Source organism: Streptomyces sp. NPDC054842, from assembly GCF_053611025.1.
The window spans coordinates 35,020-59,750 of the sequence record NZ_JBSGZN010000013.1 but is presented as its reverse complement, the minus strand read 5'-3'; the positions used below and the strand labels follow the sequence as shown (position 1 = coordinate 59,750).

At 73.1% G+C, this 24,731-nt stretch carries 18 protein-coding genes; 7 read left to right on the top strand and 11 right to left on the bottom strand.

Annotation, left to right across the window (positions count from 1 at the left end; genetic code table 11):
* Positions 1-14 precede the first annotated feature (14 nt).
* Complete coding sequence (locus ACWGIS_RS12800) at positions 15-986, top strand: ATP-binding cassette domain-containing protein (protein WP_453362420.1); 972 nt, start codon at positions 15-17, stop codon at positions 984-986.
* A complete protein-coding gene (locus tag ACWGIS_RS12795) occupies positions 983-1,774 on the top strand; it encodes an ABC transporter permease (protein ID WP_453362419.1) in 792 nt (263 codons plus the stop codon). Before ACWGIS_RS12800 ends, ACWGIS_RS12795 begins: the two co-directional genes overlap by 4 nt.
* Here ACWGIS_RS12795 and ACWGIS_RS12790 read toward each other — a convergent pair.
* Positions 1,755-4,880, bottom strand: a complete 3,126-nt coding sequence (locus tag ACWGIS_RS12790; protein ID WP_453362418.1) for an ATP-binding protein — start codon at positions 4,878-4,880, stop codon at positions 1,755-1,757. The genes ACWGIS_RS12795 and ACWGIS_RS12790 overlap by 20 nt on opposite strands.
* 222 nt (positions 4,881-5,102) lie before the next feature.
* On the opposite strand from ACWGIS_RS12790, the gene ACWGIS_RS12785 reads away from it, so the two are divergent.
* A complete protein-coding gene (locus ACWGIS_RS12785) occupies positions 5,103-6,203 on the top strand; it encodes an AI-2E family transporter (protein WP_453362417.1) in 1,101 nt (366 codons plus the stop codon).
* Here ACWGIS_RS12785 and ACWGIS_RS12780 read toward each other — a convergent pair.
* Entirely contained in the window at positions 6,119-8,335 is a 2,217-nt protein-coding gene (locus tag ACWGIS_RS12780) for an ATP-binding SpoIIE family protein phosphatase (protein ID WP_453362416.1), read from the bottom strand. The two genes, ACWGIS_RS12785 and ACWGIS_RS12780, sit on opposite strands and share 85 nt — an antisense overlap.
* Before the next feature lie 153 nt (positions 8,336-8,488).
* Here ACWGIS_RS12780 and aspS point away from each other — a divergent pair, with 153 nt between their 5' ends.
* Positions 8,489-10,252 carry an aspartate--tRNA ligase gene (gene aspS, locus ACWGIS_RS12775; protein ID WP_453362415.1) on the top strand — a complete coding sequence of 588 codons (1,764 nt, stop codon included), beginning with the start codon at positions 8,489-8,491 and terminating at the stop codon, positions 10,250-10,252.
* Between the two features lie 78 nt (positions 10,253-10,330).
* On the opposite strand, the gene ACWGIS_RS12770 is transcribed toward aspS, so the two are convergent.
* The 5 genes from ACWGIS_RS12770 to ACWGIS_RS12750 form a co-directional block, all read right to left on the bottom strand.
* Positions 10,331-10,807, bottom strand: coding sequence for a hypothetical protein (locus ACWGIS_RS12770; protein ID WP_453362414.1), 477 nt, complete (start codon positions 10,805-10,807; stop codon positions 10,331-10,333).
* 98 nt (positions 10,808-10,905) lie between these two features.
* Complete coding sequence (locus ACWGIS_RS12765) at positions 10,906-11,676, bottom strand: calcium-binding protein (RefSeq protein WP_453362413.1); 771 nt, start codon at positions 11,674-11,676, stop codon at positions 10,906-10,908.
* A gap of 88 nt (positions 11,677-11,764) precedes the next feature.
* Positions 11,765-12,580 carry a hypothetical protein gene (locus ACWGIS_RS12760; RefSeq protein ID WP_453362412.1) on the bottom strand — a complete coding sequence of 272 codons (816 nt, stop codon included), beginning with the start codon at positions 12,578-12,580 and terminating at the stop codon, positions 11,765-11,767.
* Positions 12,581-12,677: 97 nt separating this feature from the next.
* Positions 12,678-14,402 carry a methionine--tRNA ligase gene (gene metG, locus ACWGIS_RS12755; RefSeq protein ID WP_453362411.1) on the bottom strand — a complete coding sequence of 575 codons (1,725 nt, stop codon included), beginning with the start codon at positions 14,400-14,402 and terminating at the stop codon, positions 12,678-12,680.
* 195 nt (positions 14,403-14,597) lie between these two features.
* Complete coding sequence (locus ACWGIS_RS12750) at positions 14,598-16,721, bottom strand: VWA domain-containing protein (RefSeq protein ID WP_453362410.1); 2,124 nt, start codon at positions 16,719-16,721, stop codon at positions 14,598-14,600.
* Between the two features lie 276 nt (positions 16,722-16,997).
* Here ACWGIS_RS12750 and ACWGIS_RS12745 point away from each other — a divergent pair, with 276 nt between their 5' ends.
* A complete protein-coding gene (locus tag ACWGIS_RS12745; RefSeq protein WP_453362409.1) occupies positions 16,998-19,064 on the top strand; it encodes a PhoX family protein in 2,067 nt (688 codons plus the stop codon).
* Between the two features lie 33 nt (positions 19,065-19,097).
* On the opposite strand, the gene ACWGIS_RS12740 is transcribed toward ACWGIS_RS12745, so the two are convergent.
* Positions 19,098-20,042, bottom strand: coding sequence for a LysR family transcriptional regulator (locus ACWGIS_RS12740; protein WP_453362408.1), 945 nt, complete (start codon positions 20,040-20,042; stop codon positions 19,098-19,100).
* Between the two features lie 200 nt (positions 20,043-20,242).
* On the opposite strand from ACWGIS_RS12740, the gene snpA reads away from it, so the two are divergent.
* Positions 20,243-20,908, top strand: a complete 666-nt coding sequence (gene snpA / locus ACWGIS_RS12735; RefSeq protein ID WP_453362407.1) for a snapalysin — start codon at positions 20,243-20,245, stop codon at positions 20,906-20,908.
* A 176-nt stretch (positions 20,909-21,084) separates the two neighbouring features.
* Here snpA and ACWGIS_RS12730 read toward each other — a convergent pair whose 3' ends face one another.
* On the bottom strand, positions 21,085-21,513 hold the full coding sequence (locus ACWGIS_RS12730) for a DUF7144 family membrane protein (protein WP_453362406.1): 429 nt from the start codon (positions 21,511-21,513) through the stop codon (positions 21,085-21,087).
* Between the two features lie 135 nt (positions 21,514-21,648).
* Positions 21,649-22,428 (bottom strand): alpha/beta fold hydrolase, encoded by a 780-nt coding sequence (locus ACWGIS_RS12725; RefSeq protein WP_453362405.1) that lies wholly within the window; start codon positions 22,426-22,428, stop codon positions 21,649-21,651.
* A gap of 76 nt (positions 22,429-22,504) precedes the next feature.
* Here ACWGIS_RS12725 and ACWGIS_RS12720 point away from each other — a divergent pair, with 76 nt between their 5' ends.
* A complete protein-coding gene (locus ACWGIS_RS12720) occupies positions 22,505-23,875 on the top strand; it encodes an aminotransferase-like domain-containing protein (protein ID WP_453362404.1) in 1,371 nt (456 codons plus the stop codon).
* On the opposite strand, the gene ACWGIS_RS12715 is transcribed toward ACWGIS_RS12720, so the two are convergent.
* Positions 23,790-24,689, bottom strand: a complete 900-nt coding sequence (locus ACWGIS_RS12715) for a hypothetical protein (RefSeq protein WP_453362403.1) — start codon at positions 24,687-24,689, stop codon at positions 23,790-23,792. The two genes, ACWGIS_RS12720 and ACWGIS_RS12715, sit on opposite strands and share 86 nt — an antisense overlap.
* Positions 24,690-24,731 lie beyond the last annotated feature (42 nt).

Sequence of the window (24,731 nt, the reverse complement as noted above, 5' to 3'; positions counted from 1 at the left end):
GCACGCTCTGGCCCATGACGACAACGACTCCGCACACTCCCGCCATCGCGGCCAAAGGGCTGCGCAAGGCCTACGGGGACAAGACGGTCCTCGACGGCATCGACCTCGCGGTCCCGGCCGGCACCGTCTTCGCGCTGCTCGGCCCGAACGGCGCCGGCAAGACCACCGCCGTCAAGATCCTCTCCACCCTCATCACCGCCGACGCCGGCGACCTGCAGGTCGGCGGCCACGATCTCGCCGCCGACCCGCAGGCCGTCCGCGCCGCGATCGGCGTCACCGGGCAGTTCTCCGCGGTCGACAACCTGATCACCGGCGAGGAGAACATGCTCCTCATGGCCGACCTGCACCACCTCCCCCGCGAGGAGGGCAGGCGCATCACCGCCGAACTGCTGGAGCGGTTCGACCTCACGGAGGCCGCCACAAAGCCGGTGTCCACCTACTCCGGCGGCATGAAGCGGCGCCTCGACCTCGCCATGACGCTGGTCGGCAGCCCGCGGATCATCTTCCTCGACGAGCCGACCACCGGCCTCGACCCCCGCTCCCGCCACAACATGTGGCAGATCATCCGCGAGCTGGTCGCCGGCGGCGTCACCGTCTTCCTCACCACGCAGTACCTGGAGGAGGCCGACCAGCTCGCCGACCGCATCGCGGTGCTGAGCGACGGGAAGATCGCCGCCGAGGGCAGCGCCGACGAGCTGAAGCGGCTCATCCCCGGCGGGCACGTGCGGCTGCGGTTCACCGACCCGGCGGCCTACCGGTCCGCCGCTGCCGCCCTGCGCGAGGCCACCCGCGACGACGAGGCGCTGTCGCTCCAGATCCCCAGCGACGGCAGCCAGCGCGAGCTGCGCTCCGTCCTCGACTGGCTGGACACGGCCGGCATCGAGGCCGACGAGCTGACCGTGCACACCCCCGACCTCGACGACGTCTTCTTCGCCCTCACCGGCGGCGCCGCCGTCCCCAGCCAGTCCAAGGAGACCGTCCGATGAGCGCCCTCTCCCTCGCCGTCCGCGACTCGAACACGATGCTGCGCCGCAACCTGCTGCACGCCCGGCGCTATCCGTCCCTCACCCTGAACCTGCTGCTCACGCCGATCATGCTGCTGCTGCTGTTCGTCTACATCTTCGGCGACGTGATGAGCGCGGGCATCGGCGGCGGCGGCGCCGACCGCTCCGAGTACATCGCCTACATCGTCCCGGGCATCCTGATGATGACCATCGGCTCCACCGTCATCGGCGCCGCGGTGTCCGTCTCCACCGACATGGCCGAGGGCCTCATCGCCCGCTTCCGCACCATGGCCATCCACCGCAGCTCGATGATCGTCGGGCACGTCGTGGGCAGTGTGCTCCAGGTGCTCGCCAGCCTGATCCTCGTCGGCGCCGTCGCCGTCGCCATCGGGTTCCGGTCCACGGACGCCACGGCGCTGGAGTGGCTGGCGGCGTTCGGACTGCTCGCGCTGTTCACCCTGGCGCTCACCTGGATCGCCGTCGGGATGGGCATGGCGAGCCCGAACGCCGAGGCGGCCAGCAACATGGCGATGCCGCTGATCCTCCTGCCGCTGATCTCCAGCGCCTTCATCCCGGCCGACACGATGCCCGGCTGGTTCCAGCCGATCGCCGAGTACCAGCCGTTCACGCCCGCCATCGAGACCCTGCGCGGCCTGCTCCTCGGCAGCGAGATCGGCAACAACTGGTGGATCGCGATCGCCTGGTGCGTCGGCCTGTCCGTGCTCGGCTACCGCTGGTCGACGGCGCTGTTCAACCGCGACCCGAAATGAGCGCGCGGGCTGCCTCGCGCAGCCCGTCCCGCGGCAGGGCGGCGTACTCCGACACCGCGTCGGCGTACGCCGCCCTGTCGGCCTGTTCGGCCGCCTTGCGGGCGCGGTCCGCCGACATGGTCGGCTGGTAGTCGCGCAGCACCCGCAGCCGCTCCGCCAGCGCGACCATCCGCACCGCCGAAGCGTCCCCGGCGGCGAGGCCCGCCATGCCGAGCGCGTGCAGCACCGTCCCGTACACGGGGAGGTCCATGGGCGAGTGGGCCGGGGCCCGGAGCAGGGCCGCGAGGCCCTCGCGCAGCCGCCCGACCGCCTGCGCGACCGGTTCGAGGCGCCCGGCGTGCGCGTGCGCTGTCACCGCCGCCGACTGGATCTTCAGCGCCCACCGGTCGAGGAAGGGATCGCCGCTGTTCACGGAGCCGGCCTCGGTGACCCCCTCCATGGCGCTGCGCCACAGGCCGAGCCCGACCTCCGTGAGCCCCCGGGCCAGCGCGATCTCCGCGCGGCCGCCGAGGTCGGCGCTGTCGGAGTCGTCCTTCGGGTTGCCGGCCTGTTCCGCCTGGCGCAGCCAGTACTCGGCCTCGTCGGGGTCACCGCGCTGGAGGCAGGCGAGGACGAGACCCCAGCGCACGCCGATGGTGTCGTGGTCGTCGCCGAGCCGGGGCAGCGCTTCGAGGGCCTCCCTGAGATGCCCGTACGCCGCGTCGCCCCGCTCCAGCTGAAGGCACAGCTGGGCCAGCCGGGAGTGGCCCATGACCTGGAGGAACGGGTTGTCGACCGGCGCCAGCGCGGTGACCGTGCGGCGGGCCGAGGCGAGCGCGCGGTCGATGTCGTGCTCGTACTCCCATACGTAGGTGGCGACGCACTCGGCGATCCCGGCGAGCAGCGGCCGGTCACTGGCGCACAGCTCGCGCAGCACGGCGTAGTCGGGCGGCAGCATCTCCGGGACCGCGCTCAGCACGGCCGCGATGGCCCGCAGCAGCGTGTCCGGGGGCGCCGGGGGCAGCCGCCGCAGGGTGACGAGCTGGCGTACGACGTGCGGGCCGTAGCCCATGAACAGGCTGGCCGTGCACAGCACCGCGGCGGCGCGGGCGACCTCCACGTAGGCGGGCTCGGGGTGGTAGTGCGACAGCGGCGGGCCGGTGTCCGCGGCCAGGGTGGCGAGGCGCAGGTAGTTGGAGTCGGTGGACCACAGCGCGGCCAGGACGGCGGTGAGCGCGGCGGTGGTGGGGCCGTCCGTCCGGGCCAGGGCGTGCCGCAGGGCCGGTACGAGGTTGTCCTGCTCGGCCCTGATCCGCTCCCAGGCGGCCAGCGGCTCGGAGCCGAAGAACCAGTCGTGGTAGGCGACCCCGAAGTCCCGCGCCCAGTCGAGGAAGCGGCCGACGGCCTGCTCCTCCTCGCCGGCCTCCGCGCGCCGGGCCGCGCTGAACTCCCGTACGGTCTCCAGCATCCGGAACCGTACGCCCGCCGGGGTGTCGGCGACGGTCAGCAGCGACTGGTCGGCGAGCTGTTCCAGCAGGAGCAGCGCGTCCTCGCCGAGGACCTGCTCGGCCGCCTCGCCGGAGAAGCCGCCGGGGAAGACGGACATCGTGCGCAGCGCGGCGCGTGCCTCCTCGTCGAGGAGGTTCCAGCTCCAGTCCACGACGGCGTGCAGCGTGCGGTGGCGCTCCGGCACGTCCCGCGCTCCGCCGCGCAGCAGCGCGAACCGGTCGCCGAGACGGCGCGCGATCTCCGGCACCGACAGCACCCGCACCCGCGCGGCGGCCAGCTCCACGGCGAGCGGCAGCCCGTCGAGGTGCCGGCACAGCTCGGCGACCGCGTGCGGCGGCAGCTCCACCCCGGGCCGGGCGGCCCTGGCCCGCTGCGTGAACAGCTCGACCGAGGTGGCCAGACCGAGTTCCGGCAGCGCGAACACCGCCTCCGACGTCAGCCCGAGCGGGGACCGGCTGGTGGCCAGCACCCGCAGGTCCTTCGAGGACGACACCAGGGTGCGGACGAGGTCGGCGGCGCCCCGGACGACCTGCTCGCAGTTGTCCAGCACCAGCAGGGCGGGCCCGGAGCCGAGCACGCCGAGGATGCCGGACACCGCCGGGGACTGGGCGGGCCCGTTCACGGCGCCGGGCCGGGCCTCGCCCGCGCCGAGCGCGGAGGCCACCTCCGCGGCCACGTCCTCGTCGGCGCCGACTCCGGCGAGCGTCACGAAGTACACCAGCCGCTGCTCGGCCCGGCGGCTGACGGCGTGCGCGAGGCGGGTCTTGCCGAGGCCGCCCGGGCCGACGACGGTGACGGCGCGGGAGGTGCGCAGCAGCCGTTCCACGGCCGCGATGTCCTCGTCCCGGCCCAGCAGCGGGTTCGGCTCGTGCGGGACGCCGTGCCGTACGGGCGGCGCCTCGCCGCGCAGCAGCTCCCGCTGCACGGCCTTCAGGGCGGGACCCGGGTCGGTGCCGAGCCGGTCGCGCAGCTCCCGGCGGTAGGTCTCGTAGCGCGTCAGCGCGGCGGACGGGCCGGCCGTGGCGGCCTCGCCGCGCAGCAGTTCGGCGAGCACCTCCTCGTCGCGCGGATGCGCGGCGGCGGCCGCGGCCAGCGGTCCTGCGGCCTCTGCGTGGCGGCCGAGGCGGGCCAGCGCGAGGGCCCGCGCGCGGACGAGCGCGTCGCGGACGGGGGCGCGCTCGGCGCGCAGCGCGGCCACCGGGTCGCCGGTGTCACCGGCCCCCTCGGGGGTGCCCTCCCACAGGGCGAGCCCGGCCTCGGCGGCGGCCAGCGATCCCGCGTGGTCGCCGGCCCTGGCCCGCTCGGCGCCGGCGGCGGCGTGCAGCAGCAGGGCGGAGCTGTCGACGCGGTCCTCGGCGAGGGTGAGCCGGTATCCGGTCGGCGTGCTCGCTATGACGTCGGCGCCCAGTTGCGCCCGCGCCCTGGACACGAGGACCTGGAGCGCCTTGCCCGGGTGCTCGGGCAGCTCGTCCGGCCACAGTCCCGCCACGAGCCGCTCGGTGCTGCATCCGGTGCGCACGTCGGCCGCGAGCAGCGCGAGCAGGCCCCGGAGCCGGGGCGCGGTGACCTCCCGTCCGCGGTGGGCGACACGCGGCAGCAGGGTCAGGTCGGTGGTCACCCGTGCAGGTTAGCCAAGCCCCGGCGACGGAAACTCCCGCCGTGGCCCGAACTCGCGCCGCCCGGCGGGCTTTCGGCCGCGGCGCCCGTTCCGTCCCCGTGCCGGGTACGCGTGTGCGGCCGGCGCTCCTCCCGGGCGCGACCGGTGCGGGTTCTGACGTCGTGTCACCCGGGCGGCCGGTCCGCGAGGACAGGCCCGCCGCCGCGTGATCGGGTGGGGGGCGTGCACCTACTTCCCGAAGGCGCCCGGCGGCTGGCCGCCTGGTGCGCCGTCGTCCTCCTCGTCGCGGCCGTCGGGTGGGTCGGGATCCAGCTCTGCGGCGAACTGCGCACGGCGGTCGTGCCGGTGCTGCTCGCCCTGCTCGGGACGGCCCTGCTCGGGCCGCTGTACCGGCGGCTGGTGAAGGTCGGCGTCAACCGGTCGCTGGCGGCCGGACTCACCTGCGTGGCGGTGGTCGCGGTCGTCGGCGGCGCCGTCTACATCGTGGTCGCCGCGCTCGTCGACACCGGCGACCAGATCGTCGCCTCGCTCAAGGACGCCGCGACCTCGCTCGCCGAGCACTTCGGGGCCGCCGGCACCTCCCTCGACGACATCGCCTCGAACTCCAAGGACCTGCTGAGCAAGTTCGGCGGGACCGCCGCGTCCAACGTCATCAGCGGCGTCAGCGTGGTCGGCGAGACCCTGGCCGTGGCCGTCCTCGCGCTGCTGCTCGTCTTCTTCTTCCTGCGCGACTCCCACCGCGCCCCCGGCCTCCTGCGCGCCCTCGCCCCGCACGGCACGGCCGACACCGTGGAGGCCATGGCCTCGCGCGCCTTCCAGGCCGTGGAGGGCTTCATGCGCGGGACGACCCTCATCGCGCTGATCGACGCCACCTGCATCACCGTCGGGCTGCTGGTCCTCGGCGTCCCCGGCGCCGTCGGCCTGGGAGCGCTGGTCTTCGTGGGGGCGTACATCCCCTACCTCGGGGCCTTCATCTCCGGCGCGGTCGCGGTGCTGGTCGCGCTGGCCGACCGGGGCTTCGTCATCGCGCTCTGGGCGCTCGGCGTCGTGCTCGCCGTGCAGGTCCTGGAGGGCCACGTCCTCCAGCCGGCGATCCAGAGCCGCACGGTGCAGATGCATCCGGCGGTCGTCATGCTGACGATCACCGGGGGCGCCTCGGTCGCCGGGATCCTCGGGATGCTGCTGGCCGTGCCGCTGACGGCGGCCGCGTTCGGTGTCCTGTCGGAGGCGCGTACGCGCTACGCGGTGGCGTCCTCGGACGCGTCGCCGACGCCGGACAGCCCGAAGGCCGGCGGGCCGTCGGACGCGCCCGAGGACTCGTAGAGCTCGAACCAGATGCTCTTGCCGTCGCCCCGGGGGTCGACGCCCCACGCGTCGGCGAGCAGCTCCATGAGCACCAGGCCGCGGCCCGAGGAGGCCAGCTCGCCCGGCCGGCGCTTGTGCGGGAGGTCGTCGCTGCCGTCCGTGACCTCCACCCGCAGCCGGCGCTCCCCCGTGTCGCCGCTGAGCTGTGCGACGAGCAGGGCGTCCCCGTCGGTGTGCACGAGCACGTTGGTGACCATCTCGGAGGTCATCAGCACCGCCGAGTCGACCTGGTCGTCGCACGCCCAGTCGTGCAGCAGCTCCCGCACCTGCTGGCGGGCGCCCGCGACCCGTTCGGGCTCGGCCTGCGCGACGGTGACCATCGTGCGGCGCACCGGCGGCGCGATGACGTCGGCCGTGCTGCCGCAGCCGCAGCCCTCGCCGATCCGGCACAGCAGCAGCACCGCTATGTCGTCCTCGCGGCGGTCGATCAGCGGGCCGGGGGTGTGGTGCGAGGAGGGTCCGTGCACGGCCTGGACCAGGGAGTCGGCGAGGACGTCCATGTCGCCGTCGTGCTCCTCCAGAATCCTGCGGATCCGCCGCCAGCCGGTCTCCAGGTCGTGGCCGCCGGTCTCGATCAGGCCGTCCGTGCACATCAGCAGCGTCTCGGCGGGCTCCAGGACCAGCCGGGTCGTCGGGTAGTCCGCGTCCGGGTCCACGCCCAGCGGGAGCCCGCCCGCGGTCGGCCGCATCAGCACCGTCCCGTCCGCCATGCGGATCGCGGGGTCCGGGTGGCCGGCCCGGGCGATGTCCAGCACGCCGGTCGCCGGGTCCACCTCGACGTACAGGCAGGTCGCGAAGCGCGGGTCCATGCTCTCGCCGTCGTGGGTGACGGAGTCGGTGATCCCGTACAGGAACCGCGAGGCCCGCGAGAGCACGGCGTCCGGGCGGTGGCCCTCGGAGGCGTACGCGCGCAGGGCGATCCGCAGCTGGCCCATCAGTCCGGCGGCCCGCACGTCGTGCCCCTGGACGTCGCCGATGACCAGGGCGAACCTGCCCGCCCCGGACTTCGTCCGCGAGGTGCCGCCGGGCAGCGGGATCATGTCGTACCAGTCGCCGCCGACCTGGAGGCCGCCGCCGGTGGGCACGTAGCGCGCGGCCACCGACATGCCGGGTATCTCGGGGCCCAGGGTGGGCAGCATCGAGCGCTGGAGGCCGTCGGTCAGCTCCCGCTCGGACTCGGCCACGCCCGCCCGCGACAGGGCCTGCGCCAGCATCCGGGCCACGGTGGTCAGCACGGAGCGCTCGTCGGGCGTGAAGGTGACCGGATAGGCGAAGGCCGCCATCCAGGCCCCCATCGTGCGGCCGGCGACCGTCAGCGGCAGGAACGCCCAGCTCTGCCGCCCGAAGTGCTGGGCCAGCGGCCAGGAGGCCGGGTAGCGGGCCTTGTAGTCCTCGGGGGAGGAGAGGTAGACGGCACGGCCGGTGCGGACGACCTCCGCCGCCGGGTAGTCGGTGTCCAGGGACATGTGGGAGAACGGCCCCTCGTCACCCGGCTGGTGCCCGTGGTGGCCGATGATCGTCAGCCGGTCCGCCTCCGCGCCGAACACGGCCAGCCCGTCCGGCGTGAAGCCCGGCATCGACAGGCCCGCCGCGACCCGCAGGACCTCCTCCGTCGACCGCGCCTCCGCCAGCGCGCGCCCCGCGTCCAGCAGGAACGCCTCCCGCGAGCGGCGCCAGTCACCGGTGACGGGGGTGCGGGCGGCAGAGCCGGGCGGCTGCTCGCTGACCTCCTGGAGGGTGCCGACCAGCTCGTACTCGCCCGTCTCCGGGTGCACCGAGGGTCTGGAGCGGCTGCGTACGGTACGGATCACCCGCTGCTGCTCGTCCATGATCCGCAGCCGGGCCTCGGCGAGGGTGCCCTCGGCGACGGCGAGCTGCACGATGCCGTCGATCTCGTTCCAGTCGACCGGGTGGAAGCGGGAGCGTATGCCCGCGGAGGTGAGGGTCGTCGGCTCGGCAGGCAGGCCGAGCAACCGCGCGGCCTCGGCGTCCAGCGTCACGAGCCCGGCCTCGCTGTCCCAGCGCCACAGGCCGGTCGCGAGGGAGGCCAGGACCTCCCCCACGGTGGGCAGGGGCTCACCAGTGCGCATTCACCCACTCTAAGGAGAGGTGATCGGGAGCTGCCACCGAGCAGTATTCGGGGCGGCGATCTCAGGGCGGCCGGTACCCTTGGGAGATCCGGGCTCCAGCCCGGAGGTTTCACGTGAAACAGCCCCCGATCCGCGAAGACTGGATGAACGACGATGCATCGGTACAGGTCCCACACCTGCGGCGAGCTCCGCGCCTCTGACGTCGAGAGCGACGTCCGGCTGAGCGGCTGGCTGCACAATCGCCGAGACCTGGGCGGCATCCTCTTCATCGATCTGCGCGACCACTACGGCATCACGCAGCTCGTCGCCCGCCCCGGCACGGCCGCCTACGAGTCGCTCGACAAGCTCTCCAAGGAGTCGACGGTCCGCGTCGACGGCAAGGTCGTCTCCCGCGGCACGGAGAACGTGAACCCCGACCTGCCGACCGGCGAGGTCGAGGTCGAGGTGAGCGAGGTCGAGCTGCTCGGCGCGGCGGCACCGCTGCCGTTCACCATCAACGCCGAGGACGGCGTCAACGAGGAGCGGCGCCTGGAGTACCGCTTCCTCGACCTGCGCCGCGAGCGCATGCACCGCAACATCCTGCTGCGGACGGCCGTGATCTCCGCGATCCGCCACAAGATGACGGCGCTGGGCTTCAACGAGATGGCGACGCCGATCCTCAGCGCCACCTCCCCCGAGGGCGCCCGCGACTTCGTCGTCCCCTCGCGCCTGAACCCGGGCAAGTTCTACGCGCTCCCGCAGGCCCCGCAGCAGTTCAAGCAGCTGCTGATGATCTCCGGCTTCGACCGCTACTTCCAGATCGCGCCCTGCTTCCGCGACGAGGACGCCCGAGCTGACCGCTCGCCGGGCGAGTTCTACCAGCTCGACGTGGAGATGTCCTTCGTCGAGCAGGAGGACGTCTTCCAGCCCATCGAGAAGCTCATGACCGAGCTGTTCGAGGAGTTCGGCGGCGGCCGGCACGTCACCTCGCCGTTCCCGCGCATCCCGTTCCGCGAGTCGATGCTGAAGTACGGCTCCGACAAGCCGGACCTGCGCGCCCAGCTGGAGCTCGTCGACATCACCGACGTCTTCGAGGGCTCCGAGTTCAAGGCGTTCGCGGGCAAGCACGTGCGCGCGCTGCCCGTGCCGGACGTCGCCGGACAGAGCCGCAAGTTCTTCGACGGCCTCGGTGACTACGCGGTCGAGCAGGGCGCCAAGGGCCTGGCCTGGGTGCGCGTGGCCGAGGACGGCTCGCTGACCGGCCCGATCGCCAAGTTCCTGACCGAGGAGAACGTCGCGGAGCTGACGAAGCGGCTGTCCCTGGCCGCCGGCCACGCCGTCTTCTTCGGCGCGGGCGAGTTCGACGAGGTCTCGAAGATCATGGGCGCCGTGCGCGTCGAGGCCGCCAAGCGCGCCGGGCACTTCGAGGAGAACGTCTTCCGCTTCTGCTGGATCGTCGACTTCCCGATGTACGAGAAGGACGAGGAGACCGGGAAGATCGACTTCTCGCACAACCCGTTCTCGATGCCGCAGGGCGGCCTGGAGGCCCTGGAGACCCAGGACCCGCTGGACATCCTGGGCTGGCAGTACGACATCGTCTGCAACGGCGTCGAGCTGTCCTCCGGCGCGATCCGGAACCACGAGCCCGAGATCATGCTCAAGGCGTTCGAGATCGCGGGCTACGACCGCGAGACCGTCGAGGAGCAGTTCGCCGGCATGCTCCGCGCGTTCCGCTTCGGTGCCCCGCCGCACGGCGGCATCGCCCCGGGCGTCGACCGCATCGTCATGCTCCTCGCCGACGAGCCCAACATCCGCGAGACCATCGCGTTCCCGCTGAACGGCAACGCGCAGGACCTGATGATGGGCGCCCCGACGGAACTCGACGAGTCCCGCCTGCGCGAGCTGCACCTCTCCGTGCGCAAGCCGCAGCCGAAGTAGCCGACGACGACCGCACGAAGCGGCCCGGAACCGAGGACGGTTCCGGGCCGCTTCGCTGTCGCGCACGGCCGGGTGGGCTCAGGTGTCGTAACGGCCGTCCCAGGGGGCGGCGAAGCCGAGCCGGTCCGGGTACAGCTCCGCCCAGGACTCCTCGGCGTCCTCCCCGGTGACCAGCCCGAACAGCACGCCGTCGACGGTCAGTTGGAAGGGGCGGATCGCGATGTCCGTGTACGCGCGCCGGGGCAGGCTGCGCAGCAGCTTCCCCAGATGCGCCCGTGCCCGCGCGAGCACCGAGTGCTCCCCGTGCGGAGCGCGCTGCTGCTCGGCCCAGGTGCCCGCGCACCAGACCTCCGAATCGCGGTAGCGGCCCTCGGCGTCGAAGGTGTGGAGCGCCACGTACAGGCGCTTGTGCTCTTCCCAGCCGTCGTCGGGACGGAACCCTTCGGGAAACGCGTATGTGATCGACGCCAGGAACTGGCCGTCCGCGTACCGGCCGATGGTCTCGGTGCGGTGCTTGGGCTCGTAGGCGATCGGGATGACCTGGGGGACTGCCATGGCGAAACCATACGGGTGAGCGGGGACATGTCACCGGCGGGGTGGGTTCCGCGGGGACCGGGCGGCGTGCGGCGCCGCCGGGCCCCCGCGGCAGGGCCCTACTTCAGGGCGACACCGTCGCCGTAGGCGGTCACGCTGCTCGTCGTGCCGGTGCCGGCGAACTTCCAGCGCCAGGTGCCGGCGGCGTTCGCGGTGACCGTCGTCCGGAGCTTGCCGCTGCTGTCCGTGGTCGCGGACTTCACGGTCGTGTACGTCGAGGAACCGGACTTCTTGAACTGCAGCGCCACCGACTGGCCGCTGTACCCGGCGTAGGCGTTGGTGTCCCAGTTGGCCCGGGTCAACTGCCCGGTGACGGTGAGCGAGCCGCCCCGGGTGACCGGCTCGGGCGACGCCTGGGTGTTCGCCAGCTTGGCGTACCGCTTCACCTTGACCGGCGCGCTGTCCTCCAGGTCGTAGAAGTCACCGTCGTTCGCGGCGGCCTCCGCCGTGAAGTGCCAGGTGCCGGCCGAACTGTTCTTGAGGTCGTAGTAATCCGTGCGGTCGGCCTCCAGGGTGAACTGGAAGACGCACTTCCTGGTCGTCGTCGACGGCTTGGTGCAGTCGACGGAACCGGCGTGCACGATCCGGTCGTCGGGGCTGACCAGCTTCGCGCCGTAGATGTCCCTGATCCCGGAACCGTCCTTGGCCGTGGCGGTGACCGTCAGCTTCTGCGCCGCGCTCACCCCCACATTCACCGTCGTCCTGCTGAAGTCCAGCGCGGTGAAGACGGTGTCGCCCTTGCTCGTGTCCGCCTGGGCGGCGGGCGTCGCGAACGAGAGCAGTGCCAGAGTGCCGGCGGCGGCGGCGCCCACGGCGGTACGAATGCGCATGTTTCTCCACGAATGATCAGCCGGATCCTGGTCCGGGCGCGTAGGAGACCCATGGCGGGGGCGGTTGGTTGTACGGCCGGCGCCGCGATCAGCGCGTACGGCGCCACCAGCGGCGTTTCGGCGCGGCCCGCGGGTCCTGCGGGGCGGGCGGCGGGGGTGTCCCGGTGGACACGGCGCCCAACGCCGCGCGGACGGCGTCGAAGGTGGCCACCGGGTGGCTGCCGAAGCCGTGGCCGTCGGGCGGCAGTGCCACTCCCGCGCAGACCAGCTTGAATGCGGCGCCCTCCCCAGTGGTCTCCAGGGGAACGCCGGCGAACACGGGTGCTCCCACGCAGCCCGGTGGCAGCGCGCCACCGCCCCAGCGGACGGTTCCGTCGTCGGCGCGGGCGAGGGCACCGACCACGATCGCCTGGTCCCGCTCGCCGTCCACCCCCACGTCGTGGCACAGCGCGTACGCGGGCATCGGGTCCGCGCCGATCCGGGCGATGTCCTCGGCACGGGCCGCGACGCCGTCGGTGATCTCGTCGGTGTTCCAGCGCCAGCCCTTGCGCTTGGCGTACGCGTGCAGACCTTCGGTCGGCAGGACGGCGACGCCCAGGCCGTCGAGGTGGATCCACCCCTGCTCGAAGTCGGGCAGAGCGAGCTTGTCCGCGCTCGGCGCCGGGATGCCCAGTGCCGGACGCAGGGTCACCTCCGCGAGGCCGAACCGGGTCAGCTCACCCGCCGTCACCAGGTACTGCCGGATCACCTCGCCGTCCGGCCCGCTCGCCACGAGTTCGTTGAACCAGAACGCCGTCGCGTGGCTCCCGCTCCGATGCGCCTGTCCGAACGGCAGGGTCGAGCCGCCCGCCTGCCGCAGGACGGCATCGATGGCGGCGTCGGTGAAACTCGGCAGCTCAGGCATGACGGCGGAGCCTAGCGCCACGACCGAAGAGGGTGGCCGCCGGACCCCCTGCGACCACGGGATCCTGGGCCACCCTCTTCTCAAGGTGGGGAAATCGCTACTCCGGGGCGCCGCCGAAGCGCTCCTTGTAGGTTTCGAGGTCCTCGTCCGTGAGCTTGGCGAAGAGGACCGGGGGGACGGTGAACGGGGTGCCGGCGGGGAGGAACGCGAGGGCGCGGGCCTCGTCGGCGGTGACCCACGTGGCCGTGTCGCCGGGCAGCGTGAACGCCGAGCGCATCGCCTTGGAGGAGGCCGGGATGAAGGGCTCCGAGACCACCGCGTACAGGTGGATCAGGTTCATCGCCGTGCGCAGCGTCAGGGCCGCGCCCTCCTGGTCGGTCTTGATCTCCAGCCAGGGGGCCTTCTCCTCCAAGTAGGAGTTGCCCGCCGACCACAGCGCGCGCAGGGCGGCGGCTGCCTTGCGGAACTGCAGCGCCTCCATCTGCTCCTCGTACTCGGCGAGCAGCCGCGCGATCTCCTCGCCCAGCTTCGCCTCGGCCTCACCGGCCGCCCTGCCCGCCGGGACCTCCTCGCCGAAGCGCTTCTTCGAGAAGGACAGGACGCGGTTGACGAAGTTGCCGAGCGTGTCCGCCAGGTCCTTGTTCACCGTGGCCGTGAAGTGCTCCCACGTGAAGGACGAGTCGTCCGACTCCGGGGCGTTGGCGATCAGGAAGTAGCGCCAGTAGTCCGCCGGCAGGATCTCCAGGGCGTGGTCCGTGAAGACACCGCGCTTCTGCGAGGTGGAGAACTTGCCGCCGTAGTACGTCAGCCAGTTGAAGGCCTTCACGTAGTCGACCTTCTTCCACGGCTCGCGCACGCCCAGCTCGGTCGCCGGGAACATCACGGTGTGGAAGGGGACGTTGTCCTTGGCCATGAACTCCGTGTAGCGCACGTCGCCCGCGCCGTCCGGCTCGTACCACCAGGACTTCCAGTCGCGGTTCTCCCCGGGAGCGGCGTCCGCCCACTCCTTCGTCGCGCCGATGTACTCGATCGGGGCGTCGAACCAGACGTAGAAGACCTTGCCCTCGGCGGCCAGCTCCGGCCACGTGTCGGCGGGGACCGGGACGCCCCAGTCCAGGTCACGGGTGATCGCGCGGTCGTGCAGGCCCTCGGTCAGCCACTTGCGGGCGATGGAGGAGGCCAGCTGCGGCCAGTCCTCGGAGGCGCCGTCGATCCAGGACTCCACCTCGTGCTGGAGCTTCGACTGGAGCAGGAAGAGGTGCTTGGTCTCGCGCACCTCCAGGTCCGTCGAACCGGAGATCGCCGAGCGGGGGTCGATCAGGTCGGTCGGGTCCAGCACGCGCGTGCAGTTCTCGCACTGGTCGCCGCGCGCCTTGTCGTAGCCGCAGTGCGGGCAGGTGCCCTCGACGTAGCGGTCGGGCAGGAAGCGGCCGTCCGCCGGGGAGTACACCTGGCGGATCGAACGCTCCTCGATGAAGCCGTTCTCGTACAGGCGGCGCGCGAAGTGCTGGGTCAGCTCCGCGTTCTGCGGGGAGGAGCTGCGGCCGAAGTGGTCGAACGCCAGCTGGAAGCCGTCGTAGACCGCCTTCTGCGCGTCGTGCGCCTGGGCGCAGAACGCGTCGACCGGCAGGCCCCGCTCCTTGGCGGCCAGCTCGGCCGGGGTGCCGTGCTCGTCCGTCGCGCAGATGTAGAGCACGTCGTGACCGCGCTGGCGGAGGTAGCGGGAGTACACGTCCGCCGGGAGCATGGACCCCACCATGTTGCCCAGGTGCTTGATCCCGTTGATGTACGGAAGGGCGCTGGTGATGAGGTGTCGAGCCATCGCGGGCTGCTCCCAAGTCGCTACGTGCGGTGACGGATGTCGATTCCGGCTGCACCGCCGGGCCGTCGTACGAACCTTGAAATCGTAGCCGACACGAGTGGGCCGCCCGCTTCCCGTTTTACTGGCTGGGAAGCGGGCGGCCGGGGTGAGCGCGGGGACCCGTCCGGCGGCGGCGCCGGGACGGGTCCGGCCGGGTTACGGGCGCCAGTTCGCGAGGATGCCCTCGTAGACCTCGGCGTCCGTCAGCTCGCGCGGGGCCGGGCCCGCGTGGAAGAACGCGGCGTTGTCCGCCTTCAGCCTGCGGAGGTAGTCGAAGCCCTTGGCGTCGTGCTCGCCGAACGCGACGAAGGAGAAGAAGAGGGGCAGCTTCGCCGCGTCCTCCAGGGCCTGGTTGGCGGGGCCCTTGGCGTCCGGGGCGCCGTCCGTCTGGAAGACGACCAGGGCCGGGTCCTTCGTGCCGGACTTCTCGTAGTGCGCCACGATCTCCTCGATCGCCGCGTGGTAGCTCGTACGGCCCATGCGGCCGAGGCCCGCGTGCAGCTCGTCGATCCTGCCCTCGTACGCGGGGAGGGTCAGTTCGCCGGTGCCGTCCAGCTCCGTGGAGAAGAAGACGACGTGGACCACGGCCTCCTTGTCGAGGTGCGCGGCGAGCGCGAGGACCTGCTCGCCCAGGGCCTGCGCGGAACCGTCCTTGTAGTACGGGCGCATGGAGCCGGAGCGGTCCAGGACGAGGTAGATCTTCGCCCGCGTGCCGGTGAGGTCCCGCGTCTTGAGGGCGGTACCCGCTTCCTTGTACGGGGTCACCAGGGCCGGGGCCTCGGACTTCACCCGGGTGAGGGGGACGGCGGGCCTGCCCTGCGCGGGCGCCTTCTCCGACGGGGCCGACTCGGCCGACGGGGCCTTCTCCGACGGGGTCGCCTTCTCCGAGGTGGCCTTGTCCGAGGTGGCCTTCTCGGACGGGGTCGCCTCGGCCGGGGTGGCTGCCTTCTCCGACGCGGCCGACTTGGCCGGCGTCGCCGTCTTCTTCGAGGCGGCCTTCTTGGCAGACGCGGCCGACTTCGCCGGGGTCGCCGTCTTCTTCGGCGTGGCCGTCTTCTTCGCGGCGGCTGTCTTCTTGGCGGTGGCCGCGCCGGTCGTCTTGGCCGGGGTGGCCGGCTCGGCGGGAGCCTCGGCCTCGGCTTCGCCTTCGGCCTTGCCGTTCCCAGCCGCGCCGACCGTGCGGCTCTGGTCGTCGGCTGCGAGCGGCCCCTGCGCGGCCTGATCGCCGTCGGCGTCCGCGGGAGCGTCCGCCTTGGTGGCCTCGGCCGTCGCAGGCTCCGCCTTCGGCTTCGTTTCCGCCTCGGGCTCCGGCGCCTTCTCGGCCTTCGGCGCGCTCTTGGCCTCGGGCTCGGCCTCCGCTTCCGGCTCGGGCGCCTGCTTCGGCTCCGAGGTCGCCTCAGCCGCGGCCGCGGGCTCCGCTTCCGGGGTGGCCTCCGCCTTCGGCGCGGGCTCCGGGGTGGCCTCGGCCTTCTCCGCCGGTTCCGGCGTGGCCTCGGCTTCCGGTTCCGGTTCCGGAGACGCCTCGGTCTTCACCTCGGGCTCGGCCTTCGGCGCAGCCTCCGCCTCGGGCACCGGAGTGGCCTCGGGCTCGGTCTTCACCTCGGGCTCGGCCTTAGGCGCAGCCTCCGCCTCGGGCTTCGGAGTGGCCTCGGGCTCGGTCTTCACCTCGGGCTCGGCCTTAGGCGCAGCCTCCGCCTCGGGCTTCGGAGTGGCCTCGGGCTCGGCCTTCACCTCGGGCTCGGCCTTCGATGCGGCCTCGGCCTCGGGCTTCGGAGTGGCCTCGGCCTTGGTCTCCGCCTCGGGCTCGCCCTTCGCCTTGCTCGCAGGCTCAGCCTCGGGCTCGGTCGTGACCTCGGGCTCGGCCGCAGCCTTGCTCTCGGGCTCAGCCGCGATCTCGGCCTTGGCCGCACCCTTGCTGTCGGCCTCGGCCTCGGCCGCGGCCTTGCCCTCGGGCCGGGGCTCGGCCTCGGGCGTGGGCTCGGCGGCGGGCTTCGTCGTCGCCTCCGGCTCCGGTGCGGGCTCCGTCGTGCGGGGCTTGGGGACCGTGACGTTGTCGAACGCGGCCGAGACCAGCTCGTCCACCACGGACGGGTCCGGTTCGGCCGACGGTGCGGGCACCTCGGCGGAGGACGTGGCCGCCTTCGGGGTCTCCGTGACGTCCGGCTCGGTCGCGGGGGCCGGAACCGTGGGAGCCGTCGCCTCCCGCGAAGTCTCCGCGTCGGCGTCACGACCCTTGCGTGAGCGGCCGAACGCATTCCGCAGGAGAGTGAGAATGCCCATGTGCGCAACCCTTCGCGTGAGTTGATGCCCGTCAATCCCTGGCCAGGACGGACACGTAAGGTTAGCGGCCACAGAGGGTGATCTTGTCCGGGGTCCGCGCCCCGGGACAAGGGCCGGCGGGACCCCTTTCCGTAACGTTCCCGGGCCTCGCCCGCCCCGCCGCCAACACCCCCGTGGATAGCAGCGGTTCACCCCCGCTTCACCTCGTGTCCCCGTCTCCGCACACGTGGCCACCTAGCGTCACGCTGACACCGAGGGAACGTCTGGGGAGACAAAGTGCGCAAGTTGCTGCCGTTGATCGGATCGTCCGGCTCACATCCCGGTGGCCGGTCCGCCCTGACCTGCCGGTTCCGCTGCGGCGACGCCTGCTTCCAGGAGGTGCCCAACACCAGCGGCAACGCCTACGTGGGAGATGTCATCGCCGGCGCGCTCAGCCGCCGGTCGGTGATGCGGGCGGCGGCCGTAGTGACGGTGGCGACCGCCGCCGGCACGGCCCTCGCCGGCCCCGGCGCCCCGCAGGCGGTGGCCGCCGACGCCGCGCCAGCCGCGCGGGACAAGGGCAGGGGCGCGCGCGGACTGCGCTTCGAGGCCGTCGCCCCCAACACCACCGACGCCGTGGTGATACCCGACGGCTACCGGCAGAACGTCGTCATCCGCTGGGGCGAGCCGATCCTGCGGGGTGCTCCCGCGTTCGACCCGGAGCGCCAGAGCGCCGCGGCCCAGGCCGGCCAGTTCGGCTACAACAACGACTTCCTCGCCCTGCTGCCGCTGCCCGGCGAGCACGGCAGGCAGCTGCTCGTCGCGAACCACGAGTACACGGACGAGGTGCTCATGTTCCGGGGGTACGACCCCGCGAACCCTACCCGTGACCAGGTGGAGATCGCCTGGGCGGCCCACGGGCTGTCCGCGGTCGTGGTCGAGGAGGACCGCCGCACCGGCCGCCTCACCGCCGTCCCCCGGCACCACCTCAACCGCCGCGTCACCGCCACCACCGAGTTCCGGCTGACCGGCCCCGCCGCCGGCTCCCCTCTGCTGCGGACGTCCGCCGACCCGTCCGGCCGCAAGGTCCTCGGCACCCTCAACAACTGCTCCGGCGGCACCACCCCGTGGGGCACCACGCTGCACGGCGAGGAGAACTTCAACCAGTACTTCGCCAACGCCGGCCGGGACACCGACAAGCGGTACGGCATCGGCACCGGGGCGACCGAGCGCAAGTGGGAGCGGTTCGACAAGCGGTTCGACGTCGCCCAGGAGCCGAACGAGGTGCACCGCTTCGGCTACGTCGTCGAGTTGGACCCCTACGACCCGTCCTCGACGCCCCGCAAGCACACCGCCCTCGGCCGCTTCAAGCACGAGGCGGCCACCGTCCGCCTGACCGACGACGGCCGCCCGGTCGTCTACACCGGCGACGACGAGCGCTTCGACTACTTCTACAAGTTCGTCGGCAGCAAGCGGATGAAGAAGGGGTCGGGCCGGGCGGTCCGCGAGCACAACCTCTCCCTCCTCGACGAGGGCACGCTGTACGTCGCCCGGCTGACCGGCGACTCCCCGGCCGCCGAGTTCGACGGCACCGGCAAGCTCCCGTCCGACGGCGAGTTCGACGGCAGCGGTACGTGGATCCCGCTGGCCACGGCGACCGCGCACGGTGCCGTCTCGCACGTCGAGGGCATGACGGCGGAGGAGGTCTTCGTCTTCACGCGCCTCGCGGGCGACAAGGTCGGCGCCACCAAGATGGACCGGCCCGAGGACATCCAGCCCTCGCCGCACACCGGCAAGGTGTACGTCGCGCTGACGAACAACTCCAACCGGGGCAAGACCGGCTACGCGCCCGCCGACGAGGCGAACCCCCGCAATGCCAACAAGCACGGGCACATCCTGGAGCTCACCGAGCGCCGGGGCCGTGCCGAGAGCACGAGCTTCGCCTGGTCGCTGTTCCTCGTCGCGGGCGACCCCACCGACCCGGCCACGTACTTCGCGGGCTTCCCGAAGGACCGGGTCAGCCCCATCTCCTGCCCCGACAACGTGGCCTTCGACCCGCACGGCAACCTGTGGATCTCCACGGACGGCAACCAGCTCGGCTCGCACGACGGCCTGTTCGGGGTCGCGACGCGCGGCGAGCGGCGCGGTGAGCTCAAGCAGTTCCTGACCGTGCCGACCGGGGCCGAGACCTGCGGGCCGCTCATCCAGGACCGGCGGGTGCTGGTCGCCGTCCAGCACCCGGGTGAGATCGACGGGGCGTCGGTGGAGAACCCGGCGAGTGCCTGGCCGGACGGACCGGGCCGGATCGTGCGCCCGGCCGTGGTCGCGGTGTGGCGGGAGGACGGCCGCGACATCGGCGTCTGAGCGGGCCCCTGACGAGGGGGTGAGCGGGGCGGGTCAGCGGGTCGGTGCGAAGGCCCGGTGCTCGTCCCGCTCGCGTTCCAGCCACTCCCGGTACGCCGGTGCCAGCAGCGCCGTCTCCCAGTACGCCTCCGCGAGGGCCGGGTAGACGGCGTCGAGCGCCGCGTCCGTACGGGCCGCGAGCAGCAGCCGTACGCCGAGCGGGTCGCCCTCGATCCGGCGTACGGCCGCGTCGGGCCGGGACGGCGAGGTCGGCTGGCAGACCGTGACGACCTCGCCGGTCGCGACGAGGGCGGCGGCCGTGTGGTAGTCGCCGTGCAGGACGCGGGGGCTGAGTCCGGCCGCGCGCAGCATCCGGTGGACGGCGTCCCACTCTCCGTCCACCGTGGGGTCGACCATCCAGCGGTCCCCGGCCAGGTCGGTCAGGCGGACCAGCGGCCGGTCCGCCGCCGGGTGGTCGGCGGGCAGCGAGACGAACTGGGGCTCGCGCTCGATCAGGACGCGCAGCCGCAGCCCCTCCGGGACGCGCAGCGGGGAGCCCTCGACCTCGTGCACGAAGGCGATGTCGAGCTGGCCGTCGGCGACCATGCGCAGCAGGGCGTTCGGGGAGACGTTCATGTGCAGGATCGGTTCCTGCCGGCGTCCGCGCAGGCGGCGCAGCCAGCCCGCGAGGGCGCGGCTGGCGGTGGAGCCGACGCGCAGCTGGGGGCCGTCCGCGGTGGCGGCGCGGGCCTCGGCGACCAGGGAGCGCATCTCGGCCACCAGCGGGCGGGCGCGGAGCAGGACGAGGCGGCCGAGCGGGGTGGGCCGGCAGCCGGTGGGCTCGCGGGTGAACAGGGCGCCGCCCAGTTCCTGTTCGATGCGGCGCAGCTGGGTGCTCAACGAGGGCTGGGCCACGCCGAGATGGCGCGCGGCACGGTGCAGGCTGCCGGTGTCGGCGATGGCGCACAGCGCTCTCAGATGCCTCACCTCGAGGTCCATGTCCCGGGAGCCTAAGGCGGAACCGGGTCACGCACCAGATGTACAAACCGCAAGCAAATCCGTCGAGTTGGACGGTCCCGCGGGACGGCCGGGCGGGCACCGATAACCGCGTCCTATCGCCCTTTGCCATCATCACAGCCGCCGCACAGGCACCGACACTCACCGATGACGACTTCACCCCCCACCCGAGGAGTCATCGCATGAGGGTCTCCCTGCACCTGTCCCGTCCGCTGCTCGCGGCCGCCGTCGGTCTCGGCGTCACCGCCGCCGGTCTGGGCGCCGTCCCGGCCTCGGCGGCACCCGCGCCCGCTCCCTACGCCGGTTACACCGGCTCGGCCGCGGAGGCCGACGCCAACCAGGCGTTCTTCGAGGCGGTCATCAAGTCCGTGGCGGAGAAGCGCGCCGCCAACCCCGGTGCCGCCTCGGTCACCGTGATCTACAACGCGTCCAGCGCGCCCACGTTCGCCACGCAGATAGCCCGCAGCGCCTCGATCTGGAACAGCTCGGTGTCGAACGTGAAGCTCCAGTCGGGCTCGAACGCCGACTTCCGGTACTACGAGGGCAACGACTCGCGCGGTTCGTACGCCTCCACGGACGGTCACGGCAGCGGCTACATCTTCCTGGACTACGCGCAGAACCGGCAGTACAACTCCACCCGCGTGACGGCCCACGAGACGGGGCACGTGCTCGGGCTGCCGGACCACTACTCGGGTCCGTGCAGTGAGCTGATGTCCGGCGGCGGCCCCGGCACGTCGTGCACCAACGCGTATCCGAACGCGACGGAGCGCTCCCGCGTCAACCAGCTGTGGGCGAACGGCTTCGCGAAGGCGCTGGACAAGGCGCTGGCCAAGGCCGACGCCCGCTAGGGACTGCCCGGACGGCCGGTGTCCGCTCTTCCCGGCGGGCCCGGCGCCCGGCAGTCACCCCCCACGGGTACGGACCGCCCCTGCACGGGCGGTCCGTACCGCCGTACCGGGCCGGCGTGCCGGCCGGGGCTCACACGGGCCGGGGGCGACGGCGGCGAACGTGCCGGCGGGGTGCCTCAGACGGTGCGGGCACCACGGTCCCCGGTCGCCAGGGCCCAGATGACGAACCCGGCGATGGCGATGGAGATGAGTGACCAGACGGGGGCGTAGGGCAGGAACATGAAGTACTCGATCATGTAGAGGGCGGCCAGGCCGATGCCCACGCCCCGCGCCCAGGACATGCCCTTGAGGACACCCAGGCCGGTGACCGCGACCAGGACACCGAGGACGAGGTGGATCCAGCCCCAGGTGGTGAGGCTGAACTCGTACACGTAGGAGCCGATGACCTGGTAGACGTCGTCCGTGGCGATCCCCGCGATGCCGTTGAGGATGCCGAGAACGCCGCCGATGATCATCAGGATCCCGGCGAAGACCGTGCCGCCCTCGGCCCAGGACGAGCTCTTGGGGCGGGCGGCAGGGGGAGTGGACGCGGTGTGCTGGGTCATGGCGGGTCTCCTCTGCGCGTTGTCCTCGCAGCTTCGTCCCGTGGCATCTCCCCCGCATCACGAATGGGCCGAACGGGTGACGTGCGGGGACGCGCCGGACCGTGCGGGACGCGCCGGACCGCGCCGGGCCGGGCCTCAGCCGTCGAGCCGGGCCAGGAACGCGGCCAGCGCCTCGTTGAACTCCGCGGGGCGCTCCAGGTTGGGCAGGTGGGCCGCCGACTCCACGATCCGCAGGGTGGCGTCCGGGAGCGCCGCACGCATCGCCTCCGCGTCGGAGACCGGGGTGTAGGTGTCGTCGGCGCCGACGACGACGAGGGCGGGGACCGTGACGCGGGTCAGCAGCTCGCGGTAGTCGGGGCGCTCGGCACGGCCGCGCAGGGCCGCCGCCGCTCCCCGCGGGTCGGTCGCGGTCATCATGCGGTGGACGTGCGCCGCGACCTCGGTGTCCGCGTACGGCGCGACCATCCGGTGCAGCACCTCGTCGGCGTACCCCCGCATCCCCTCGCGCAGCAGGCGGTCCGCCGCCTCGCCGCGCGCCTTCCTGCCCTGCGGGGTCTCGGCGGCCGGGAACGTGTCGGCGAGGACCAGGCCGCGGACGCGCCCGGGGAAGCGCCGGTAGCACTCCATGACGATCTGGCCGCCCATGGACAGCCCGCCGAGGACGAAGTCGTCCACCCCCAGCTCGTCCAGGAGGGCCGCGATGTCGTCGGCGAAGACCCCGAGCGGGGTGACTCCGGGGACGACCGGGGAGGCACCGTAGCCCCGCAGGTCCGGGGCGATCACCCGGCGCTCCGGGGAGAACGCGGCGATCTGCGGTCGCCACATCGTGCGGTCGAAGGGGTGGCCGTGGACCAGGACGAGGGGCAACCGGGAGGAACCGGTGCCTTTGTCCTCGTATGCGAGGAAGGGTGCCATGGGTCCGACCCTAGGGTTCCCCAACTCCTCGGTGCAATAGGATCTTTGCCCTCGGTGCAATGCGGGAGGACGGGCCATGGGGGACTACCGGCGGATCGCCGACCGGATCGCCGACGACATCGCCGCCGGCAGGCTGCGGCCCGGCGAACGGCTGCCCACGCAGCGGGACTTCGCGCGCCGCCGCCGGATCGCCGTCTCGACGGCCGGACGGGTCTACGGCGAACTCGTGCGCCGCGGGCTCGTGGTGGGCGAGGTCGGACGCGGCACGTTCGTACGGGCGGCGCCGGTGCCCTCGGGCCGCGCCCTCGCCGAGCCCGCCACCACCGCACCGGTCAACCTGGAGCTCAACTACCCGGTCGCGCCCGGCCAGTCGGAGCTGCTCGCCGCCGGTCTCGCGCCGCTGCTGCGCCCCGACGTGCTGGCGCGGTCCCTGGAGACGGCGCCCGCGGCCGGCACCCCCGAGGCCCGCGAGGCCGCCGCCGGCCTCCTCGCCACCCCGGGCTGGCGCCCCGCGCCCTCCCGCCTGCTGTTCGCGGGCAACGCCCGTCAGGCCGTCGCGGGCACCCTCGCCTCGCTGGTACGGCCGGGCGGCCGGGTCGGCGTGGAGTCCCTGACGTATCCGCTGGTCAAGGAGATCGCGGCACGCCTGGGCGTGGTGCTGGTGCCGCTGGCCACGGACGGCGAGGGGCTGCGCCCGGACGCCCTGGCCGCCGCGCACCGCGCCGCTCCCCTCTCCGCCCTGTACGTCCAGCCGACCCTGCACAACCCGACCTCGCTGACGACGGGTCCCGGACGCCGTGCCGAACTCGCCGACGCGGTGAGGGCCTTGGAGGTACCGGTCGTCGAGGACCGCATCTGGTCCTTCCTGCACACGGGCGACGAGCCGCTCGCCGCCTACGCCCCGGAGCGCACCCATGTCGTCGACGGGCTCTCCAAGCGGGTGGCGCCAGGACTCACCGCCGGTTTCCTGGTCGTGCCCGAGGGGCGGCAGGAGGTGGTTGCGGCGGCGCTCAGGTCCGGCGGATGGACGGCGGGACGGTTCGCGCTGGAGGCCGCGGTGCGGTGGATCCGGGACGGCACGGTCGACCGGCTGGTGGCCGCCAAGCGGGCGGACGCGGCGCGCCGGCAGCGGCTCGTCGCCCGGCGGCTCGACGGCTTCGACGTGAGCGCGGACCCGCGGGCGTACCACGTCTGGTGGCGGCTGCCCGCGCCCTGGCGTGCCGACACGTTCACCGCGGCGGCCGCCCGCCACGGCATCGCGCTCACCCCCGGGCCCGCCTTCCATGTCGCGCCCGGCGGCCGGGCCCCGGCCGGGGCGGGACCGTCCGCCGTCCCGCAGGTCGCCACGGCCGCCGACGCCGTCAGGCTCGGACTCGCGTCGGCTCCGGAGGAGGAACTGGCACGGGCCCTGCGGACCCTCGCCGCCGTCGCGCGATCCGCTCCGTGAGCAGCGCGCCCAGCGACAGCGCGACGCCCAGCCCCAGCAGCAGCCAGGAGACCGTGCGCAGCGTGCCGGTGAGGGCGTCGTAGACGGCTCCGGCCGCCGCGTGGGACACGTCCGCGGGCAGCCCGGACAGGGTCATCCGGCGGCCCACGGAGATGGCGACGCCGAGCAGCGCCGCCCCGACGGCCGTACCGAGCCCCGCCGCCAGCACCGCCCGCCGGCGGCACACGGCGACCAGCACGCCTGCCACCGTCAGGACGACCGTCGAGACGGGGAGCCAGAAGCCGGCGATCTCCAGCACGTGGTAGCCCTTCCGGAGCTGGGCCAAATCGGCGGACCGCACCACCGTGATCTCGGTGTGCGCGACCGGGATGCGGTTGGCGAACGGCACGTGGTCGTCGGACAGTTGACGCCTGACCTGGGCGGCGACCGGCGCGACGTCCAGGGTCACGGTCCGCTCGTCGTCGTCGCGCAGTGCCCGCATGACGGCGTCGTGGGCGGCCGCGTTGGCGGTGTCCCACGCGACGTGGAAGGCCGGCGTCTGCGTGAAGGACCGGACGGCGGCGTGCACGAAGGAGCGCACGGGCCGGCGCAGCCGCGGCGCCACCTCGATCTCGCGCATGATGCCGTCGGTGGTGGCCGCCGCGATCGCGTCGCGCACCGCCGGGTCGGTGGCCAGCGGCGCCGTCGTGGCCTCGTAGCGGCCGCTGTCGCCGATCTCGTACGTCGCCCACGACGCGAGGGCACCGGCCGGCGCGAACAGGCAGGCGAGGGTGAGCAGCACCGCCGACAGGGCGCTCCGGGCACGTGGGGACACCCCGTCAGGACAGTCCCCGCGGGCCCCACTCGCGAGCTGTTT

Coding starts and splice junctions, on each gene's coding strand:
- aspS (WP_453362415.1), top strand. CDS start 8,489: ATGCATCGGTACAGGTCCCACACCTGCGGCGAGCTCCGCGCCTCTGAC.
- ACWGIS_RS12795 (WP_453362419.1), top strand. CDS start 983: ATGAGCGCCCTCTCCCTCGCCGTCCGCGACTCGAACACGATGCTGCGC.
- ACWGIS_RS12800 (WP_453362420.1), top strand. CDS start 15: ATGACGACAACGACTCCGCACACTCCCGCCATCGCGGCCAAAGGGCTG.
- ACWGIS_RS12760 (WP_453362412.1), bottom strand. CDS start 12,580: ATGCCTGAGCTGCCGAGTTTCACCGACGCCGCCATCGATGCCGTCCTG.
- ACWGIS_RS12740 (WP_453362408.1), bottom strand. CDS start 20,042: ATGGACCTCGAGGTGAGGCATCTGAGAGCGCTGTGCGCCATCGCCGAC.
- ACWGIS_RS12765 (WP_453362413.1), bottom strand. CDS start 11,676: ATGCGCATTCGTACCGCCGTGGGCGCCGCCGCCGCCGGCACTCTGGCA.
- ACWGIS_RS12725 (WP_453362405.1), bottom strand. CDS start 22,428: ATGGCACCCTTCCTCGCATACGAGGACAAAGGCACCGGTTCCTCCCGG.
- ACWGIS_RS12780 (WP_453362416.1), bottom strand. CDS start 8,335: ATGCGCACTGGTGAGCCCCTGCCCACCGTGGGGGAGGTCCTGGCCTCC.
- ACWGIS_RS12770 (WP_453362414.1), bottom strand. CDS start 10,807: ATGGCAGTCCCCCAGGTCATCCCGATCGCCTACGAGCCCAAGCACCGC.
- ACWGIS_RS12720 (WP_453362404.1), top strand. CDS start 22,505: ATGGGGGACTACCGGCGGATCGCCGACCGGATCGCCGACGACATCGCC.
- ACWGIS_RS12730 (WP_453362406.1), bottom strand. CDS start 21,513: ATGACCCAGCACACCGCGTCCACTCCCCCTGCCGCCCGCCCCAAGAGC.
- metG (WP_453362411.1), bottom strand. CDS start 14,402: ATGGCTCGACACCTCATCACCAGCGCCCTTCCGTACATCAACGGGATC.
- ACWGIS_RS12750 (WP_453362410.1), bottom strand. CDS start 16,721: ATGGGCATTCTCACTCTCCTGCGGAATGCGTTCGGCCGCTCACGCAAG.
- snpA (WP_453362407.1), top strand. CDS start 20,243: ATGAGGGTCTCCCTGCACCTGTCCCGTCCGCTGCTCGCGGCCGCCGTC.